Genomic DNA, 18513 nt, shown 5'->3' with positions numbered 1-18513 from the left:
TCTCAGGAGAGACGATGAAACGCATTTCTTATTTGGTCGCCGCCCCGGCGCTGTTCGCCCTGTCGCTGTTCGGCGCGCCCGCGGCGCTGGCGCAATGCTCGCGCGTCGCCCCCTGGATCGACTCCGGCTGCGATCCTTGCGGGGTGGGCACGGCGCTGGGTCGGGTCAACCTGACCAGCACCTATCTGCAGCCCGTCGGCACGCCGCTCGGCACCAGCGTGTTCGATCTGACCTCCGGCACCCGCTATCCCGACCCAAACAAAGTGCTGTATGAATGCGATGCCGGCGATGTCGGACAGATCTATGAAGTCTTCGCCACCAACGGCGACGATCGCGTCGGCGGCTATTACGATCTGGGCGCCAGGGACGGCAACCCCAACTATTACGCCACCTACTTCCCTTACGTCGGCATTCGTTTGACCCATCTGGATTCCGGCAAGGTTTTTACCCGTTACTGGCAGTCGGCGCCGATTACCCGCTACGCCACCGTCGGCAACAAAATCCAGATCCGGGTGAAAGACTTCAGCGCCATCCGCGCCGATCTGATCCGCATCAGCTCGCTGCCGGGCGCGGGCGCCAGCAACTACTGCGGCTACAGCGCCGGCAACCCGCTGGTGGGCATGGCGTCGACCACCGGCAATTCGAACTATACCTGCACGCAGCCGAACGGCTATGTCACCTTTCAGGGGCCCGGCATCGCCTCGGATCCTATCGGCAGCGACTCCGCCACCAACTACGCCACCTGGGGCACCGGGCGCTGGAACGCGATGGGCATGGGCACTGCACCGATCTCTTCGCTGACCTATACCGCCACCTGCGTGGCGCGCAACGTCACGCCGCTGGTGATCCTGCCGACCCTCTCCGTCAGCCAACTGACCGCCGGGCAAACCTCGCAGGCGCAGTTCACCCTCAATATCGAATGCGACAACGCCGCCGTGTCCGGCGTCAGCAGCAACAATACCGCTCTAGGCCTGCAGGTGCCGTATGAAAGCTATGTCGCGGCGCAGCGGCTCGGGTTGGTCAGCGCCAACGGCGGCGTAAGTTACCTGCTCTCCAGCGGCTACGGCACCGACAGCAGCGTCGCCACCGGCGTGGGCATCGCGCTCGCCAACGCCGGCAACGGCGCGCCGATGAACTTTGTCGGCTGGGCGCGCTGCAGCGCCGGGCAATGCCCGCAGGGCAGCGACGCCGGCTGGTATCCGGTGCTCAACGGCGCCAGCGGCGGCGGCAGCACTGCAGCGGGGTTTACCCACTACACCACCCAGCTCACCGCCACGCTCGCCCGGCTGCCTGGCCAAACCGTCACCGCCGGCAAGGTGGACGCCAGAGCCTACGTCTGGGTTAAGGTGCAATGATGAGAAAGAAATACCTGATTATGGGATGCGCCCTGCTGATGGCGCTGGCCTCCATCGGCGCGCAGGCGGGCATCATCGCCTCCGCCACGCGGGTGATCTTTCACGAGGGCGAGACGGAAAAAACCCTGATGCTGCTCAACACCAACGGCTACCCGATCGTGGCGCAAACCTGGGTCGATAACGGTGACGTCAACGCAGCCCCCGAACTGTCCCGCGCGCCGTTTGTCGCCCTGCCCAGCGTGTTCGCCCTGCAGCCTTCGGCGCTGAAAGGGCTGCGGATCCTGTTTGCCGGCGCGAACCTGCCCGCCGACAGAGAGTCGGTGTTCTGGCTTAACCTGTATGAGATCCCGCCCACCCGGCCGACCACGCCGCCGCTGGCGTCGCGCGTGACGCTGGCGATGAACACCCAGATGAAAATCTTCTACCGGCCCAGGGCGCTGAAGGGGAAAGCCGAAAACGCGGCCGAGGCCGTCTCATTCACGCTGCAAAAATCGCCGGACGGTTATCTGCTGCGCTGTCAAAACCGATCGGCGTTTTATCTCTCGTTCGCGCGCATCGCCGTGCACGCCGACAGGCGCGATTACCCGGTGCGGCAAGAAAGCGACATGATGACCGCGCCATTCAGCTCGCGGGATTATCACCTCGACGGCGTTTCGGCATCCGCGCTCCCCTCTCGGGCCACCGTTCAGGCCACCCTCATCAACGACCAGGGCCAGCAGATCGTCAAGCCATACACAGCAAACCCATAACGATAAAAAGCAGCGCATTTTTTTAAGTACAGGAAATAGGGAAAATGAGTCTAAGCAGATTCCAGCTACAGTTTCATCTGGAGAAACAGGCCAACAACATCAGGCAGTCAGCGGCGTTTCACACCGCCATCGTCAAACACGGGGAATTATTGAGGGAGACCTACAAGAAGCATCCGCTGTTTTACAAAATCATTTTCAGGAACAGCCGGTTCATCATCTGCTCCACCATCCTGTCCATTTATTACCACCAGCCCGCCGCCGCGCTGAAAGACATCAAAGCCTTTTTTAAAGGGAAGAATATGATCAGCGAGAACTCCCTGGATTCCTTTCTGTTCTTTTTACGGGTCGGGCGCCGGCTGGAGGTCAAACCCTGCGAGCATGACAAACGCCAGTTGCGCTATAAGCCTACGCCGCACGCGCTGGCGGAAACCCAGGCGCTGATCGCCTCAATGGCGCGGCCTTATCAGGCGCTGGCGCCGCAGATGCCCATCGCGGCGCTGCTGGCAGCGCCCGACTTTCTGCCGGCCTTTTTCGCCGCCTACGGGCAGCTGATGCTCAAGGAGATCTACCTGATCGATCTGGTGCCGCAATCCGCACTGTTTATCAGCAAAGACGCCGGCCACATGGTGTTGTTGATGCTGTTTATCGAAAGCATCCGACAGGACTCCCCCTTTCTGCTGCTCTCCTCGGCGAAAATCGCCAAGTCGTGTTCCGTCTCTCGCGCTCACGTGAACCGCATTCTGCAGGCGGCGGAAAAATCCGGCCTGCTGACCACCACCAATAATGTGGTAATCGAACTCAACAGTTCGTTTTTCATCATGGCGGAGCGCTATTTCAGTCTCTATTTCGCGATGGTTGAATTCGGGCTTGAACACATTTGGCAAACGCAACAATCCGCCACGCACTCCTGAGCCCTTTACCGGGCCCGCAATACCCGATCGATCAGCCCCCAGGCCGCCGCTTCGTCGGCGGTCATAAAGCGATCGCGATCCAATGCCCGCTCCACCGCTTCATCGCTCAGGCCGCAATGTTGGGCGTACAGCCGGATCACCCGATCTTTGGTGCGCTTCATCTCTTCGGCGTGGATCAGGATATCGGACGCCTGCCCCTGAAAGCCGCCCAACGGCTGGTGCACGTGCAGGCTGGCGTTAGGCAGCGCCATACGCTGCCCCGGCTCACCGGCCATCAGCAGGAACGAGCCCATCGAGCGCGCGGTGCCCATGCACAGCGTATGCACCGGCGCGCGGATGTACTGCATGGTGTCGTAAATCGCCAGCCCGCTGGTGATCGCCCCACCCGGCGAGTTGATGTACAAGTGGATCGGTTTTTCCGGGTTTTCCGCCTCCAGAAACAGCAGCTGGGCGCACAGCATTTCGGCCACGTCGTCGTTGACTTCGCCGTTGAGGAACACGATCCGATCGCGCAGCAGGCGCGAGTAAATGTCAAAGGAACGTTCTCCCCGGCTGGTCTGCTCCACCACCATCGGGACGAGCATCATCTTCTCACGCATCGGTGAACTCCTGGGTTGGCAACAAAGAGAAAGGTGTTTAACGCGTCAGGCGGCGCGCATTACCGTCGTCGGGCCATCGTTGGCGGCGTCGAGCTGCTGGATAATCCGCAGCAGGCTGCCGCCGCCGGCGTCCGGCACTATCTGCAGGGTGACGACGCTTTCGAGAAACGGCGGTTGGTCGTCGCGCAGGCGATAGCTCACCGCCTCGCCCGGCGTGGCGGTCAGCGGCTCGGCCTGCGCCAGATCTCCCGTCGGCAGCCACTGCTCGCGCAATTCGGGCACGCTGAGCGCTCGCCACACTTTTTCCGGCGGCGCATCAAGCGAGTATTCCAACACCAGCCGTTCCTGCGGCGGCAGCTCGGCCTGTTTGTTCATTGATCCATGTCCTTCAGCAAGGTTTGCAGCGCGTCGATGCGCGCCGGCCAATAAGCGCGGTACTTCGCCAGCCACTGCGCGATCTGCGCCAGCCCGTCCGAGTCGACCTGGTAATTGACGCAGCGCCCCTGTTTCGCCTCGCGCACCAGTCCGGCATTGCGCAGCACCGCCAGGTGTTGCGACATCGCCGACTGGCTGATGGTCAGCCCTTCGCGCAGCGCGCTGGCGTTCATGCTGCCGGCGGCGAGTTTGTCGAAGATGCGGCGGCGGGTCGGATCGGCCAGCGCCTTGAAGATGTCATTTTCGTTCATATAAACACATTAGTATTCACTTATGTATCATGCAACCGAGCAAGGCATTTTTTGCTGCAAAAGAAACTCCGCGCCGCAGCGCGGAGTGAATGGACGAGGCATGATCGCGCTTATGAACGGATCGGGATCACCAGCACGTCGATATTCAGCTGGTTGATGGCGTTGCGGGTGGAGGAAAACAGGTTGCTCCACAGATCGTGGTGATGGCCGAACACCAGCAGATCGATGTTCTTGTCCACGACCGCCGTGCGCAGTTCGTCAACGAAGCCGCCGCGCCCGATAATCACTTCCGCGATCGGGTAATTGACGTTTTGCGTGGTGGGCTCCAGCTCTTTGCGGATCTTCTCTTCGAACGGTACGCCGTCATAGCTGCGCTCCGAAAAGCCGATCGCCGCGTGGTAGGTGTCGTAGTGAACGTCCACATAGATCAGCGAGAGTTTGGCCTTCAGCGCTTCCGCCAGCAGCGCCCCCTTTTCGACCAGCCGTTTGCCGTCATCGCTCAGATCGGTGGCGATGACAATATGGTGGTAACACATAGCGCCTCCTGTCATGGACTCGGTAGAGCCGAGGCTCCGATATCACGCCGGGGTCATATCGTTATGGTTAATTTTAGTTCAGAAATGGCGCTCGTGGCGGGTGGTGATGCGGTGGGAAAGCCCCGTTGCCGGGGCTGAAGGCAGAAATTACTTCTCGCGCTGCACCTCAAACCAGACGTTGCACAACGACAGGATCAGCGTGTTGGCATTTTTCACCAGCACGTTGTCGCCGGGCACCCCTTCGGTGCCTTGATCGGTGATGCCTTTGATGGCGGTATCGGCATGCTGAATGGTCACACGCTCGACCGACGGCGTGCTGATGCCCAGCATCGGGAAATCGATGTAGGAACTGCTGCCGGCGTTGTCCTCAACAAACTCCTGCGCCTCTACGGTGCTGACGGTAGCCCCCTCGCTTTTCAGCGCCGTGCCGTTCCAGCTGAACGCATCCGCTTTATAGCTGATCTTGCCGCCAATCAGGCTCTGCGCCTGCTGCTGATCCCAGCAGCCGGTGGTTTGGGTCGGCACGATTTTGCTGACGCGCCAGTTGCCCAGCAGCTGTTTAGGGATCGGTCCGGTATCGCTCTCCGCCGCCCGAACCTGAGTCGCCGAGACGCAGGCCAACACCACCAGCGGCAGCAGCGCCTTGCTCCAAGTGTTCAATCGCATTGTCTTTTCCTTCGTTTCAGTACCCAGTCTGCCCTCGCGGGCCAGCGGCTATCATAATAAGCCCGCCGATTCGCCGTCAAAGCAATCCGCATCGCGCCGGGCGGCGGCTACTCATAGCCAATCGCTATTAGTCATAGTGAATCAGTATTTTGTTTTAGCTCAGCGATTATCTACAGTCACTGCCACTATTCTGCCCGCCTAAATTAGCAGGCAATGTTGACAAGGACTCTGGGAAAATGACATTTACGCTGAAAAACCTCACGCTGGCGCTGGCCGCCGCCGGCACGCTGTTGCTGACCGCCTGCGGCCCGACCGCACAGGACGATCACCACATCAAGGTCGGCATCAGCGCCGGCATCGATCAGTCGCTGTGGGCAGTGGTGCAGAAAGTGGCCAAGCAGAAATACGATCTGGACGTGGAAGTGGTGACCTTCAACGATTACGTGCTGCCGAACGAAGCGCTGAACAACGGCGATCTGGACGTCAACGCCTTCCAACACAAACCCTATCTGGACAAACAGATGCAGGAGCGCGGCTACAAGCTGGCGGCGGTAGGCAACACCTTCGTCTACCCGATCGCCGGCTATTCGAAGAAAATCACCGCGCTCAGCCAACTGCCGGACGGCGCGCAGGTGGCGGTGCCGAACGATCCAACCAACCTGGGCCGCTCGCTGCTGCTGTTGCAAAAACAGGGGCTGATTGCTCTGAAAGACGGCGTCGGCCTGCTGCCGACCGCGCTGGACATCGTCAGCAACCCGAAAAAGCTGAAAATCGTCGAGATTGAAGCGCCGCAGCTGCCGCGCGCGCTGGACGACCAGCAGGTAACGCTGGCGATCATCAACACCAACTATTCCAGCCAGATCGGTCTGTCGCCGGCGAAGGACGGGCTGTTTGTCGAGGACAAAAACTCGCCTTACGTCAACATCTTCGCCAGCCGCATCGACAACAAAGACAGCGAGAAAGTGAAGGATCTGGTCAAGGCCTATCAGACCGATGAAGTGGCGGCCAGCGCCGCCGAAATCTACAAGGGCGACGCCGTCAAAGGCTGGTAACCCTCTCCCGTATGCCCGTGGCGCCAGGCCACGGGTTTTGCATTTCCCCTCCGCCGCACCGTTCACTTTTCACCCACCCAGATCACAAATCAAACACTGCGCTTTAGGTGAATAAAGCTGCCATGTTGTATACAAGTTTGCGTAAATGTTTTCTATTTGTTTCAAAAAACCGCTGGGGAAAATAATGAAAAATAGAAAAATCAAAACGTTGCTTGTTACCTGTGCCGTGGTCGGCGCCGCGTTGCTGGCCATCGCCGGTAAAGCGGAAAACGCCGATAAAACCTTTCTCTCCGTCGCCACCGCCTCCACCGGCGGCACCTACTACCCGATGGGCGTCGGGCTGGCCAACGTCTGGAGCAACCGGCTGAAACATCAGGGGATCCAGGTGACCGGTCAGTCCTCCGCCGGTTCGATCGAGAATATCGACCTGCTGCAAAAAGACGAGGCGCAGCTGGCGATTTTACAGAGCCTGATCGCCGTTGAAGCCTATCAGGGCGTGCGCAACTTCAACGGCCGCGCCGACGGCGAGCTGCGATCCATCTCCATGCTGTGGCCCAACGTCGAACACTTCGTGATGCTGGAAAGCCGGGTGAAAGACGGCACGCTGAACGATATTGCCGGCACGCGCTTTTCCGTCGGGCCGCAGGCCAGCGGCACCGAGCAGTCGACGATGATCATCCTGCAGGGCGTCAAGCTGAGCAAAAAATCGCTGTCGGCGGAATACCTCGGCTACGGCGATACGGTGTCCGCAATGCGCGACGGGCGCCTGGACGGCGGCGCCCTGCCCGCCGGGGTGCCGGCGGCCGCCGTCACCGACATGTACGCGAGCGGCGTGCCAGCGCGCCTCCTGGAAGTCACCGACGAGCAGTTGGCCAGCATCAACGCCATCGCCAACTCCTGGTTTCGGTTCGACATCAAAGCGGATACCTACCCGCGCCAGCCCAAAGCGGTCGCCACCATCGCGCAGCCCAACATTCTGGTGGCCCTCAGCCGGCTCGACGAAAAGCTGGTGTACGACCTGACCAAAACGATGTTCGAGAACCTGCCGGAAGTGCACCAGGTGCACAGCTCGGCCAAATACATCTCGCTGGAAAACGCGCTGAAAGGCGTTTCGGTGCCGCTGCACCTCGGCGCCTATCGCTACTATCGCGAAGCCGGCGTCGAGATACCCGATTATCTGATCCCACCGGAAGCCGCCGCGCTGGCCGCCAACCCATAATCCAGGAGGTCGTATGAGCACTCACTCTTCTTCACCGCAGCCCGCCGTCGATCTGGACAAGGAAGCCGGCGCCGGCAGCCGGCCGCTGAGCGGCGTCTATCTGCAGCTGGCGACCGTCCTGGCGATCGCCATTTCCGCCTACGCCATCTACGCCAATGCGCTGTCCAACACTCAAGAGTTCTATCGCAACACCACCTTCCTGAGCGGCATTCTGATCCTGGGCTTTATCCTGTTCCCGTTTTCAGCTCGCCACGCCACCCGCGGCTTCAATCGTTGGGACTATCTGTTCATCATCCTGACGCTGGTCAGCTACGGCTATTTCTACGTTAACTATGTCGATCTGCACGTGGTGCGCAAGAGCATGCCCAACACCACCGATTACGTCATGGCGGCGATCGGCATCGGCGTCCTGTTTGAAGCCGCGCGCCGCACCACCGGCTATTTCATTCCCGGCCTGGCGACTTTCGCCATCGTTTATGCGCTGTTCGGCCAGTACTTCATGGGCATTTTCGGCCACGGCGGTTTCTCGGTGGAGCGCCTGCTGTACCGGCTGTTTATGACCAGCGAAGGGATTTTCGGCATCACCCTGTCCACCGCCTCCACCGCCATCGTGGTGTTTATTCTGTTCGGCGCCTTTCTCAGCGTCAGCGGCGCGACCGCGCTGTTCAACGATCTGGCGCTGGCCGCTGCCGGACGCCGCCGCGGCGGCCCGGCCCAGGTGGCGGTGATCTCGTCGGCGCTCACCGGCTCGTTGAGCGGCAGCGCGGTGGCCAACGTCGCCACCACCGGCACCTTCACCATTCCGCTGATGAAAAGCATCGGCCTGTCGCCTCGCTTCGCCGGCGCCGTTGAGGCCACCGCCTCCACCGGCGGCATGATCATGCCCCCCATCATGGGCGCGGCGGCATTTATCATGGCCGGCTTCCTCGGCATCTCATACACCACCATCGTCATCGCCGCCATCGTGCCGGCGCTGCTCTATTACGCCGCACTGATCATGGCCATCGATCTGGAAGCCAAGAAACAGGGCCTGAAGGGCATCAGCAAAGAGAACATTCCCCAGGTGCGCGCGGTGCTGAAGGCGCGCGGGCTGTTGCTGCTGCCGCTCGTCATCGTCATCGGCACGCTGCTGCTGGGCAAAACGCCGATCTACGCCGGCTTTCTCGGCATCATTTCGATTATCGTCGCCAGCTGGCTCACCCCCGACAGCTCGGTGCGCATGACGCCGAAAAAAATCGCATTGGCCCTGAACGACGCGGCGCGCGGCTCGATTCAGGTCACCATCGCCTGCGCCGCCATCGGCGTGATCATCTGCGTGGTGACCATGACCGGCATCGGCTCGACGCTGGCGTTCAACATCGTCGCCATGACCGACAACACCCTGTGGATGATCCTGCTGGTGGTGATGCTGGTGTGCATCGTGCTCAGCATGGGGCTGCCTTCCACCGCGCTCTACATCGTGGTGGCGGTCACCGTGTCGCCAATCCTGATCAAGGCCGGCGTGCTGCCGCTGGCGGCGCACTTCTTCGTGTTCTGGTTCGGCGCACTGTCCAACATCACGCCGCCGGTGGCGCTGGCCAGCTACACCGCCGCCAGCATCGCCCGCGCCGATCCGATGCAAACCTCGTGGGATGCGGTGCGTCTGGCGCTGCCGGGCTTTATCATTCCGTTCATTCTGGTCTACAACCCGATGCTGCTGATGCAGGGGGACGATCTCAATCCGCTGTCGGTGCTGCATATGGTGATCAGCGCGCTGGTGGGGATCTACGCGCTGTCGATCGCCAGCGCCAATTTCTGGCTGATGAAAACCCATTGGCTGGAGCGAGTGCTGTTTACCGCGGCGGCGATTTTGCTGATCAAACCGGGCCTGATGACCGATCTGGGCGGCGCGACCCTGATCGCCGGCGCCGCCGCCATGCACCTGCTGCGCTATAAGCAGCGAGCCGCGCTGCCGGGTGGCGCGTCATGATCCGCAAGGTCACGCGCCAGAAAGCCTCTCATCAAGTGCTGGCGCAGCTGAAAGCCGGCATCAGCGACGGCACCTTTCCGATCGGCGAGAAGCTGCCATCGGAAAATGTGTTGGCGGACGCGTTCGGCGTCAGCCGGGTGCCGGTGCGCGAGGCGCTCGGCGTGCTGGAGGTCAGCGGCATCATCTCCTCACGCCAGGGCGGCGGTCATCGGGTGGAACAGCATTCGCTGCTGAGCAAATACGAGCCGCTGGTGATGGAAATCGCCGACCGCCGTGAGGTGGAGGCGCTGTTGGAAATGCGCGAAGTCATGGAGCAACAGGCGGCGCGCATGGCCGCCGAGCGCCGCACCGAACAGGAATTGCAGGCGATCGAACAGGCGCACCTCGCCTTTCGTGACTGCACGCTGAACGACGGCCAGATCGGCTATCGGCAGGACTACCTGTTTCACCGCGCCATCATGCAGGCTTCGCATAACCCATTTTTCGTGCAGATCCTCGATAACATGCACGAGCTGTACCTGGGGGTGCTGGTGTACTCGCTCAGAAAAAATCTGGGGCGTCAGGCCGAGCGCCAGCGGGTGATCGACGAGCATGAACGAGTGTTTATCGCCATTCGCGACGGCGATGCGGCGGCGGCCACCGCCGCCATGCAAAATCATTTGAACAACGTGCGCGGCAAATTACGCCGCCTGGAAAACGAGGAGCAAAAGCCGTGATGTACGACGCGATCGTGATCGGCGCCGGCCTGGTGGGGCTTGGCGTGGTGAATGCGCTGCAGGAGGCGGATCCGCAGCGGCGCATTCTGGTGTTGGAAAAAGAGCGCGGCCCGGCGGCGCACCAAAGCGGCCACAACAGCAACGTGGTGCACTCCGGCATTTACTACGCGCCCGGCAGCCTGAAAGCGCAGTTGGCAAAACAGGGCAACCGCAGCATGTTCGCCTTTTGCCGCGAACACGACCTGTATCACGACCAGTGCGGCAAGGTGATCGTCGCCACCCAACTGAACGAGCTGGAGCGGCTGGAGAATATCTATCAGCGCGGCCTGCAAAACGGCCTGCAGGTCACCCGGCTGTCGCAGGCGCAACTGCGGGAGCGTGAACCGCACGTCAACGGCCTCGAGGCATTGCTGGTGCCCGACGCCGGTATCGTCAACTACGCGGAGGTGGCCGCCAAGCTGGCGGAGATCATTGTGCGGCGCGGCGGCGAAATCGCTTACGGCCATCAGGCCGAGGCCATTCGCGAGCACGCCGGCGGCGTCACTGTCACCGCCGCCGGCGACACCTTCGAAGGGCGGGTGCTGGTCAACTGCGCGGGGCTGTTCAGCGATCGCATCGCCAAACTGGCCGGTTACGAAACCGGCATGAAGATCGTGCCGTTCCGCGGCGAATACTATGTGCTGGACGAGGCGAAAAACCACCTGGTCAACCATCTTATCTATCCGGTGCCCAACCCGGACTTCCCGTTCCTCGGCGTGCATTTCACCCGCATGTACAACGGCAAGCGCGACGTCGGCCCCAATGCGGTGCTGGCCTTCAAACGCGAAGGCTACCGCAAATGCGACTTCAGCCTGCGCGATCTGAGCGAGGTGCTCGGCTATCGCGGCTTTTGGAAAATCGCCGGCAACTACCTCGGCGAAGGGCTGGCGGAAATGCGCCGTTCGCTGTCGCGCCGCCGTTTCGCCGACAACGCCCGCCGGCTGATCCCGGCGCTGCAGGAGCAGGATATCCGGCCCGGGCCGGCCGGGGTGCGCGCCCAGGCGTTGACCGCCGACGGCAAGCTGGTGGACGATTTCCACTTCGTGCAGGGAAAACGCTCGCTGCACGTGTGCAATGCTCCCTCTCCGGCGGCGACCGCCTCGCTGGAGATCGGCAAAGAGATCGTGCGCCGCCACCTGTCCACTTTCTGACGCCCGCTGAAGCCGCGGGCGCCCGTGGCCTCAGCCGCGCTGGATGGAAACGCCGCCGTCCACCAGCATTGCGGTACCGGTGACGAACGAGGAAGCGTCAGACGCCAAATACAGCGCCGCCTGCGCGATCTCCTCCGGCATCGCCAATCGCTTCAGCGCGTGCAGCTGGGCCACCTGCGCCAATGCTTCCGGGGTATTGCTCATCTGCCGCCCCATCGCCGTGTCAGTGCCCCCCGGCAGCAGCGCGTTCACCCGAATGCCGTGTCCGCCAAACTCCACCGCCAGCGCCTGCGTCAGGCCGATCAGCCCCGATTTGCTGGCCGCATAGGCCGCCGTACCGGGAAACGCCGCGGTGTGGCCGACGAATGTAGAGGTGAAGATCACCGAGCCCGCGCCGCGCGCCTGCATGGCGGGAATTTGATATTTGGCGCTGTAGTAAGCACTGGACAGGTTGGTTTCCAGCACGTCACGCCATTCTGACGCGCTGAGCGCCAGCGACGGCCCCAGCGGCCCCAACGTGCCGGCGTTGTTGAAGGCGATATCCAGCCCGCCGAATTCATCGACGGCCGTCGCCGTTAACCGTTCGGCGAAGGCTTCGTCGCACACGTCACCGGCTACCGCCAACGCCCGGCCGCCCTCGCGCCGAATGTCCCCCACCAGTTCAGCCAGCAGCCGCTCGCGCCGGGCGCCCAACACCAGCGCCGCCCCCTGCCGGGCGAACAACAGCGCCGCCGCCCGCCCGATCCCCGAACTGGCGCCGCCAATCAACGCTACCTTACCGTTCAATGCGTTCATCTCTTATCCTCACACCGTAAAAGAGCCTCAGTGTGACGCAACATCCGGCGCAGCGCTGGCCGCAAGCGGACATGCAATTGGCGCCATGAAAAAGGCGCTGCAAGCAGCGCCCCGGCAACGCGGATCCGACGGCGAACTCACGGTTTGGCCGCGTATTTCTCCTGATTGGCCGGCGTCACCAACTCGAACGGGATCCAATAATACGGCTCAAGCTTTTCGCCGTTGATCATGCGCTGCGCCACATCGACCGACGCCTTGCCCTGGCCGACCGCATCCTGGAACACCGTGACCTGCATCTTGCCGGAGGCCAGCGCCTTGAGGCCGTCGGGCGTGGCGTCGATGCCGCCGATCAGCACGTTCTTGTCCGCTTTGCCGGCCTGCTGCAGCGCCATGATCGCGCCGATCGCCATCTCGTCATTGTTGGCGGCGACGATGTCGATCGTTTCGCCGTTGGTCAGCCAGTTCATCATCAGATCCATACCTTCACTGCGTGAATAGTTGGCGCTCTGTTTCTGCACCACCTTCATCTTCGGGTATTTGGCCACCACCTGCTCCACGTCTTGGGTACGCTGCAGCGCGCCGGCGTCGGTCAGGTTGCCGATCATCACCGCCACATTGCCCTGATAGTTGGCCAGCCGCGCCAGTTCTTCCATCTGCAGCGTGCCGGACTCCCGCTCGTCGGAGCCGACGAACACCACCCCCTGCGGCAGCCTGGCGTCGCCTGGCGTGCGGTTCACGTACACCAGCGGCACGCCGGCGGCCTGCACCATTTTGGTCATCACCGGCGTGCTGGCCGAGTTGACCGGATCGACGATAATCGCGTCCACCCCGGCGCTGATAAAGCTCTGCACCTGATCGGTCTGGCGGCCGACGTCGCCGCGCGCATCTTCGAACTGCACGGTAATGCCGCGCGCTTTGGCCTCCTTGTCGATCGCCTGGCGGATAATGGTGAGGAAGTTCTGGTCGAAATAGGCCATCGATACGCCGATGGTTTGCGCCCATGCCGGCGCGGAAGCGCACAGCGCCGCCGCCAGCCACAGCCCTTTCAGAAAGTTCATGATATGTCCCCCCGGGTAAAAAAACGCCGCCGGCCAACCCTGGCGCCGGCGGCAATTCACGGCAATCAGTGTTTTTTGCGGTTGCGACGCATGTCGATCGACACGGCGGCGACGATAATCACGCCTTTGATGATGTCCTGAATGTAAGAATCGACGCCGATAAAGGTGAAGCCGCTTTTGATAAGGCCAAGGATCACCGCGCCGATCAGCGTGCCGGTAATGCGCCCGACGCCGCCCATCAGGCTGCTGCCGCCGATCACCGCCGCGGCGATGGCGTCCAGCTCATAGGACATGCCCATGCTCGACTGGCCGCTGCTGACGCGCGCCGCCAGCACCACGCCTGCCAGTCCCGCCAACCCGCCGGCGATGGTATAAACCGTCACCAGGTACTTATTGACGTTGATGCCGGAAACCCGCGCCGAGGTCATGTTGCCGCCGATGGCGTAGATGTATTTGCCATAACGGGTGTGCTTCAGCGCGATGTGGAAGATCACCGCGATCACCAGGAAGATGATCACCGGCATCGCCCCCTGGCCGATCGCCGTGAAGCCATCCGACAGGAAGCTGACCGGGTTGCCCTTGGTGTAGTACTGCGCCAGACCGCGCGCCGATACCATCATCCCCAGCGTGGCGATGAACGGCGGAATGCCGGTGCGGGTGATCAGGAAGCCGTTGATAAAGCCGCAGACGATGCCCACCCCAATCCCCGCGCCGATCGGGATCGCCGCCGGCAGATCGAGCAGCCCCGGATACATCGGCGAAATGCTGTCCGAGGTCTGCGCCAGGCTGGCCGCCACCACCGCGGTCAACGCAATCAGCGAACCGGATGAGAGATCGATGCCGGTGGTGATGATGACCTGGGTGACGCCCACCGCGATGATGCCGATGATCGCCACCTGCAGCACGATCAGCAGCAGGCGGTTCGGGTTAAGCAGGAACGACTGATCGCGCATGTACCAGCCGAGGATTTCGAAGATCAGCGCAATGCCGAGCATCACGATGAAAATACCGGTGTCTTTCGGCATTTTGCCGCTCAGCCCGGAGAACAGCGATCCCTTGCCCGTTGAATCGGCGGAGAGCGGCTTCTCAATCTTTACGTTACTCATGATGTTCATCCTTCGTTATTCTGAGGCCAGCGCCAGGATCTTTTCCTGGTCCGCGTCGTCTTTGTCCAAAATGCCGGTGATGCGGCCGCCGTGCATCACCATCACCCGATCGCTCATGCCGAGGATCTCCGGCAGCTCGGAAGACACCAGAATGATGGCGACGCCGCGGTTGGCCAGCTCGCTGATCAGGCGGTAGATTTCCGCTTTGGCCCCCACGTCGATGCCGCGCGTCGGTTCGTCGAGTATCAGGATTTTCGGCTGCGCCAGCAGCCAGCGCGCGATCAGCACCTTCTGCTGGTTGCCGCCGCTGAGGTTATTGATGATCTGATCCATGGTCGGCGTTTTGATGTTGAGCTTCTTGATCTGCGCCATGCAGTCTTTGGCCATCTGCACATGGCTGACGAAGCCGTTCTTGCCGATGTATTCCGACAGGTTGACGATGCTCATGTTCTCGACCACCGACAGCACCAGAAACAGGCCGGACTTCTTGCGATCTTCGGTGAGAAACGCCAACCCGCTCTCGATCGCCTTCGCCGGGGAATCCACCTTCACCGCCTGGCCTTCGATAAAGATCTCGCCGCCGTCCGCCGGGTGCATGCCGAACAGGCTTTCCATCACTTCGCTGCGTCCGGCGCCCACCAGCCCGGCGACGCCGAGGATCTCGCCGCGTTTGACGCTGAACGAGACGTCGTGGAACCAGCCGCTGCGGCGCAACCCGGCCACCCGCAGCACTTCCTCGCCGATGTTGTTGTTGAATTTGGGGAACATCTGCGTCAGCTCGCGCCCCACCATCATGGTGATCAGCGACTGTTTGGTCAGATTTTCGGTTTTGTCGCAGGCGATGAAGGTGCCGTCGCGGAAAATGCTCACTTCGTCGGTGATGGCGAAGATTTCGTCCATCTTGTGGCTGATGTAAATGATGCCCTTGCCCTGCTCGCGCAATTCGCGAATGATGGCGAACAGATGCACCACTTCACCTTCGGTCAGCGCCGAGGTCGGCTCATCCATGATCAGCACGTCGGCGTTGTAGGATACGGCCTTGGCGATCTCCACCATCTGCTGGCTGGCGATGCTCAGTTCGCCCACCAGCGTTTCCGGCCGCAGTTTGATGTTCAGCCGCGCCAGCAGCTCGCGGGTTTGTTCATTCAGCTGTTCGTGGTTGACGAACCCCAGCCGCGCCGGCTCACGCCCCAGCCAGATGTTTTCCGCCACCGTCATGTAGGGCACCAGGTTCAGCTCCTGGTGAATCATGGAAATGCCCGAATGCAGCGCCTGCAGCGTGTCGCTGAAGGTCACCGGCCGGCCTTTGATTTTGATCGAACCCTCATCCGGGTGATAGATGCCGATCAGGCATTTCATCAGCGTCGACTTGCCCGCGCCGTTTTCGCCCATCAGCGCATGCACGCTGCCGGGTTTGATTTTAATCGAGACCTTATCCAGCGCTTTGACGCCGGGGAACTGCTTGCTGATGCCTTCGGCCTCAAGAACATAAGGGTACATACCGCTTACCTCCGCACTGACCCACGTTTTCTGCCGCAGGCGCTGCACCTGAGCGCCCGCGGCAGGCTTCAAGGCTTATTTTTTGTTTTTATCGGCGAATTGCTGGTAATTGGCCTGGGTGATCAACTGATAAGGGATCAGCACGTTGCTCTCCACCTTCTCGCCTTTCACCAACTGAACGGCGGTTTGCACCGCGCCTTCGCCCTGGCCTTTGGCGTCCTGGAACACGCTCAGCGCCAGATCGCCTTTTCTGATGAATTCCAGCGCATCGGGCGTGCCATCCACGCCGGCCACCCGCACGCCGGACTTTTTAGCCTGCTTGAGCGCCAGGATGGCGCCGATGGCCATTTCATCGTTGTTGGAGGCGATGGCGTCGATCTGCTGGCCGGTCAGCACCCAGTCAGTGGTGATATCCACCGCATCTTTACGCGTCCACTTGGCGGTTTGCTTATCGACAATCTTGATGCCGGGATAGTTGGCCGCCACCTCTTCCACGCCGCGGGTGCGGTCGCGGGTCGATTCATTCGACAGTTCCCCCATCAGGATCATCACGTTGCCCTTGCCATTCATCAGCTTGGCCAACGCTTCCATCTGCAGTTTGCCGGCCAGCTTGGAATCGGAGCCGACGTAGGCCATGCCGGCCGGGAGCGTCACTTCCGGCTTGCGGTTGACGAACACCAGCGGGATCTTGGCGTTCTCGGCCAATTTGATCATCGGTTTGACGCCCTGGGTATCCACCGGGTTGAGGATAATGGCGTCGACGCCCTGGCTGACGAAGTTTTCGATTTGTTGAATTTGCTGCGCGATGTCGCCCTTGGCGTCTTCGAACTGGCCGCTGACGTTGCCGTCGGCTTTCATTTTGTTTTGCATCGACTGGCGCAGAATGGTGAGGAAGTTGTCATCGAAGTAAGCCATGGAAACGCCGATCTTGATGTCTTTCGCCAACACGCTGGCCGGCAGCATGCACATCAGTACGGAGGCGGCGATCAGTTTCTTCAGCTTCATGTTCGTTACCCTTTAATCGTTAGAATGAAGTGGTCTGTTGATTGACAGCTAATGAAAGATATTTTTTACATTCAAACAACATTACGGTCGGTGTTATCCCTTTGATACGGCGAAATTACCGCGTTATCGTCGTATTAAGGCCGTGAACAAAATGGTGATCGGTATCTCAAAACAGATTAAAAACAATCAATTGAAATAAACCTCTGGTAGAGCAAGCCGCGTCCTCGCCGCTTTTTTAAATGTTTATTTCATAATTGAGATTATTGAAACTTTTTAACCCAAACAAGCGAAACATGCGTTTTGGAATGGCTTATTAACAAAAACATGACACGGATCTAACAAATGCAGTGAAAACCATCGGGTAACGCGCCCCGTGCGTGCGCCACGCCGGGCGCTGGCAAAAACTGCGAGCGGGCGCGCAGTTTGCGGTTTCCGCGTTTCCCGACCATCCTTACTCGGCAATAATGGACATATCCCTATCTCAGGAGGACCTGACATGCAGCTCAGCAGTAAGGTGCGGATGAACCGCCTGTTCAATAACGGCAAGTGCCTGGATGTGGCGATCGATCACGGCATCGCCAACGAACCGGATTTCTTAATCGGTCTGGAAGATATCGAACGGGTGATGGGCAACCTGATCGCCGCGCGCCCCGACGCCATTCAGGTCAACTACGGCCAGGCGGAGCTGCTGCAGCGCGCGCCGCAGCGTGAAAAGCCGGCGCTGGTGATGCGCACCGACGTCGGCAACGCCTATAACGCCGCGCGCCACCGTGAGATGTGGGCGGTGTTGCACAACCCGGAAGCGCCGATCCTCGCCGCGCTGCAAATGGACGCCGCCGCGGTGGTGGTCAATCTGTATATGATCCCGGATGAACCCGGCATTTTCCGCCAGTGCGTGGAGAACATCGGCCGCCTGCGCCACGCCTGCGATCGCTACGCCATGCCGCTGATGATCGAACCGCTGGTGATGGCCCCGGCCGGCCAGGGCGCCGCCTACGGGTCGCTCGGCGACGTGGAAAAGATCGTGCCGCTGGTGCGGCTGGCGCGCGAACTGGGCGCCGACATCATCAAGGCCGACCCGACCGAACGGGTGGAAGATTTCCACCGCGTGGTGGAAGCGGCGCGCTGCCCGACGCTGGTGCGCGGCGGCGGCAAGGGGGAGCTGGGCCCGGTGCTGGAGAAATCCGCGGCGCTGATGGCCCAGGGCGCCTCCGGCATGGTCTATGGCCGCAACGTGTATCAACACAGCAATCCGTCGCAGGTGGTGCGCGCCCTGATGGCGATCATCCATCAAGGCGCCAGCGGCCAACAGGCGCTGGAGATCTACCACCAACAGTGACCCGCTTTTGTAACTAAAATAACCCCTTCGCGACCCGGCAGCATGCTATAACCTGCTGCCGG

Annotated in this window: 19 protein-coding genes; 9 read left to right on the top strand and 10 right to left on the bottom strand. The window is 61.1% G+C overall.

Annotation, left to right across the window (positions count from 1 at the left end; translation table 11 throughout):
- Nucleotides 1–14: 14 nt before the first annotated feature.
- The 3 genes from J9788_RS02230 to J9788_RS02220 are packed head-to-tail and all read left to right on the top strand — an operon-like array spanning nt 15 to nt 3015.
- Nucleotides 15–1355: a fimbrial protein gene (locus J9788_RS02230; RefSeq protein WP_182264641.1), complete on the top strand. Its 1341-nt coding sequence runs from the start codon at nt 15–17 to the stop codon at nt 1353–1355.
- Nucleotides 1352–2104, top strand: coding sequence for a molecular chaperone (locus tag J9788_RS02225; protein WP_241427807.1), 753 nt, complete (start codon nt 1352–1354; stop codon nt 2102–2104). Before J9788_RS02230 ends, J9788_RS02225 begins: the two co-directional genes overlap by 4 nt.
- 44 nt (nt 2105–2148) lie before the next feature.
- Entirely contained in the window at nt 2149–3015 is an 867-nt protein-coding gene (locus J9788_RS02220) for a hypothetical protein (RefSeq protein ID WP_046899311.1), read from the top strand.
- Nucleotides 3016–3020: 5 nt separating this feature from the next.
- Here J9788_RS02220 and J9788_RS02215 read toward each other — a convergent pair whose 3' ends face one another.
- The 5 genes from J9788_RS02215 to J9788_RS02195 all read right to left on the bottom strand — a co-directional run bounded on the left by J9788_RS02215 (nt 3021) and on the right by J9788_RS02195 (nt 5502).
- Entirely contained in the window at nt 3021–3614 is a 594-nt protein-coding gene (locus J9788_RS02215; RefSeq protein WP_046899310.1) for an ATP-dependent Clp protease proteolytic subunit, read from the bottom strand.
- A 45-nt stretch (nt 3615–3659) separates the two neighbouring features.
- A complete protein-coding gene (locus tag J9788_RS02210; protein ID WP_182264642.1) occupies nt 3660–3989 on the bottom strand; it encodes an SRPBCC domain-containing protein in 330 nt (109 codons plus the stop codon).
- Nucleotides 3986–4300 carry a helix-turn-helix transcriptional regulator gene (locus J9788_RS02205; RefSeq protein WP_046899308.1) on the bottom strand — a complete coding sequence of 105 codons (315 nt, stop codon included), beginning with the start codon at nt 4298–4300 and terminating at the stop codon, nt 3986–3988. The genes J9788_RS02210 and J9788_RS02205 overlap by 4 nt, the downstream gene beginning before the upstream one ends.
- A 110-nt stretch (nt 4301–4410) precedes the next feature.
- On the bottom strand, nt 4411–4836 hold the full coding sequence (locus J9788_RS02200) for a universal stress protein (RefSeq protein ID WP_046899307.1): 426 nt from the start codon (nt 4834–4836) through the stop codon (nt 4411–4413).
- Between the two features lie 147 nt (nt 4837–4983).
- On the bottom strand, nt 4984–5502 hold the full coding sequence (locus tag J9788_RS02195; protein WP_046899306.1) for a hypothetical protein: 519 nt from the start codon (nt 5500–5502) through the stop codon (nt 4984–4986).
- Between the two features lie 236 nt (nt 5503–5738).
- Here J9788_RS02195 and metQ point away from each other — a divergent pair, with 236 nt between their 5' ends.
- The 5 genes from metQ (at nt 5739) to lhgO (ending at nt 11648) form a co-directional block, all read left to right on the top strand.
- On the top strand, nt 5739–6554 hold the full coding sequence (gene metQ, locus J9788_RS02190) for a methionine ABC transporter substrate-binding lipoprotein MetQ (RefSeq protein WP_046899305.1): 816 nt from the start codon (nt 5739–5741) through the stop codon (nt 6552–6554).
- Nucleotides 6555–6738: 184 nt separating this feature from the next.
- Nucleotides 6739–7773: a TAXI family TRAP transporter solute-binding subunit gene (locus J9788_RS02185; RefSeq protein WP_182264643.1), complete on the top strand. Its 1035-nt coding sequence runs from the start codon at nt 6739–6741 to the stop codon at nt 7771–7773.
- A gap of 13 nt (nt 7774–7786) precedes the next feature.
- On the top strand, nt 7787–9742 hold the full coding sequence (locus tag J9788_RS02180; protein ID WP_182264644.1) for a TRAP transporter permease: 1956 nt from the start codon (nt 7787–7789) through the stop codon (nt 9740–9742).
- Nucleotides 9739–10458, top strand: a complete 720-nt coding sequence (locus tag J9788_RS02175; protein ID WP_182264645.1) for a FadR/GntR family transcriptional regulator — start codon at nt 9739–9741, stop codon at nt 10456–10458. The genes J9788_RS02180 and J9788_RS02175 overlap by 4 nt, the downstream gene beginning before the upstream one ends.
- A complete protein-coding gene (gene lhgO / locus J9788_RS02170) occupies nt 10458–11648 on the top strand; it encodes an L-2-hydroxyglutarate oxidase (RefSeq protein WP_046899301.1) in 1191 nt (396 codons plus the stop codon). The genes J9788_RS02175 and lhgO overlap by 1 nt, the downstream gene beginning before the upstream one ends.
- Before the next feature lie 30 nt (nt 11649–11678).
- On the opposite strand, the gene J9788_RS02165 is transcribed toward lhgO, so the two are convergent.
- The 5 genes from J9788_RS02165 to J9788_RS02145 all read right to left on the bottom strand — a co-directional run bounded on the left by J9788_RS02165 (nt 11679) and on the right by J9788_RS02145 (nt 17112).
- Entirely contained in the window at nt 11679–12443 is a 765-nt protein-coding gene (locus J9788_RS02165; RefSeq protein ID WP_046899300.1) for an SDR family oxidoreductase, read from the bottom strand.
- Between the two features lie 137 nt (nt 12444–12580).
- Nucleotides 12581–13501 carry a sugar ABC transporter substrate-binding protein gene (locus tag J9788_RS02160; protein ID WP_182264646.1) on the bottom strand — a complete coding sequence of 307 codons (921 nt, stop codon included), beginning with the start codon at nt 13499–13501 and terminating at the stop codon, nt 12581–12583.
- 65 nt (nt 13502–13566) lie between these two features.
- Nucleotides 13567–14607, bottom strand: coding sequence for an ABC transporter permease (locus tag J9788_RS02155; RefSeq protein ID WP_033652114.1), 1041 nt, complete (start codon nt 14605–14607; stop codon nt 13567–13569).
- A gap of 15 nt (nt 14608–14622) precedes the next feature.
- Nucleotides 14623–16107, bottom strand: a complete 1485-nt coding sequence (locus J9788_RS02150; RefSeq protein ID WP_033642731.1) for a sugar ABC transporter ATP-binding protein — start codon at nt 16105–16107, stop codon at nt 14623–14625.
- A 75-nt stretch (nt 16108–16182) separates the two neighbouring features.
- Nucleotides 16183–17112: a sugar ABC transporter substrate-binding protein gene (locus J9788_RS02145; protein WP_033652022.1), complete on the bottom strand. Its 930-nt coding sequence runs from the start codon at nt 17110–17112 to the stop codon at nt 16183–16185.
- A gap of 496 nt (nt 17113–17608) precedes the next feature.
- Between J9788_RS02145 and J9788_RS02140 the strand changes: the two genes are divergently transcribed.
- Nucleotides 17609–18451 carry a class I fructose-bisphosphate aldolase gene (locus J9788_RS02140; protein WP_033642729.1) on the top strand — a complete coding sequence of 281 codons (843 nt, stop codon included), beginning with the start codon at nt 17609–17611 and terminating at the stop codon, nt 18449–18451.
- Nucleotides 18452–18513: the final 62 nt, after the last annotated feature.

The sequence above is a fragment of the Serratia sp. X10 genome, from assembly GCF_017811775.1.
Lineage (GTDB): Bacteria > Pseudomonadota > Gammaproteobacteria > Enterobacterales > Enterobacteriaceae > Serratia > Serratia ureilytica.
Note: the sequence above shows the minus strand (reverse complement) of the source record. Positions and strands in the feature narration are given on the sequence as shown.

Bases quoted from the DNA above. Each gene is read 5' to 3' on its own strand.
- J9788_RS02215 (WP_046899310.1), bottom strand. From the start codon at position 3,614: ATGCGTGAGAAGATGATGCTCGTCCCGATGGTGGTGGAGCAGACCAGC.
- J9788_RS02155 (WP_033652114.1), bottom strand. From the start codon at position 14,607: ATGAGTAACGTAAAGATTGAGAAGCCGCTCTCCGCCGATTCAACGGGC.
- J9788_RS02220 (WP_046899311.1), top strand. From the start codon at position 2,149: ATGAGTCTAAGCAGATTCCAGCTACAGTTTCATCTGGAGAAACAGGCC.
- J9788_RS02195 (WP_046899306.1), bottom strand. From the start codon at position 5,502: ATGCGATTGAACACTTGGAGCAAGGCGCTGCTGCCGCTGGTGGTGTTG.
- J9788_RS02230 (WP_182264641.1), top strand. From the start codon at position 15: ATGAAACGCATTTCTTATTTGGTCGCCGCCCCGGCGCTGTTCGCCCTG.
- J9788_RS02205 (WP_046899308.1), bottom strand. From the start codon at position 4,300: ATGAACGAAAATGACATCTTCAAGGCGCTGGCCGATCCGACCCGCCGC.
- lhgO (WP_046899301.1), top strand. From the start codon at position 10,458: ATGTACGACGCGATCGTGATCGGCGCCGGCCTGGTGGGGCTTGGCGTG.
- J9788_RS02165 (WP_046899300.1), bottom strand. From the start codon at position 12,443: ATGAACGCATTGAACGGTAAGGTAGCGTTGATTGGCGGCGCCAGTTCG.
- J9788_RS02140 (WP_033642729.1), top strand. From the start codon at position 17,609: ATGCAGCTCAGCAGTAAGGTGCGGATGAACCGCCTGTTCAATAACGGC.
- J9788_RS02145 (WP_033652022.1), bottom strand. From the start codon at position 17,112: ATGAAGCTGAAGAAACTGATCGCCGCCTCCGTACTGATGTGCATGCTG.
- J9788_RS02210 (WP_182264642.1), bottom strand. From the start codon at position 3,989: ATGAACAAACAGGCCGAGCTGCCGCCGCAGGAACGGCTGGTGTTGGAA.
- J9788_RS02225 (WP_241427807.1), top strand. From the start codon at position 1,352: ATGATGAGAAAGAAATACCTGATTATGGGATGCGCCCTGCTGATGGCG.
- J9788_RS02175 (WP_182264645.1), top strand. From the start codon at position 9,739: ATGATCCGCAAGGTCACGCGCCAGAAAGCCTCTCATCAAGTGCTGGCG.
- J9788_RS02180 (WP_182264644.1), top strand. From the start codon at position 7,787: ATGAGCACTCACTCTTCTTCACCGCAGCCCGCCGTCGATCTGGACAAG.
- J9788_RS02150 (WP_033642731.1), bottom strand. From the start codon at position 16,107: ATGTACCCTTATGTTCTTGAGGCCGAAGGCATCAGCAAGCAGTTCCCC.
- metQ (WP_046899305.1), top strand. From the start codon at position 5,739: ATGACATTTACGCTGAAAAACCTCACGCTGGCGCTGGCCGCCGCCGGC.
- J9788_RS02200 (WP_046899307.1), bottom strand. From the start codon at position 4,836: ATGTGTTACCACCATATTGTCATCGCCACCGATCTGAGCGATGACGGC.
- J9788_RS02185 (WP_182264643.1), top strand. From the start codon at position 6,739: ATGAAAAATAGAAAAATCAAAACGTTGCTTGTTACCTGTGCCGTGGTC.
- J9788_RS02160 (WP_182264646.1), bottom strand. From the start codon at position 13,501: ATGAACTTTCTGAAAGGGCTGTGGCTGGCGGCGGCGCTGTGCGCTTCC.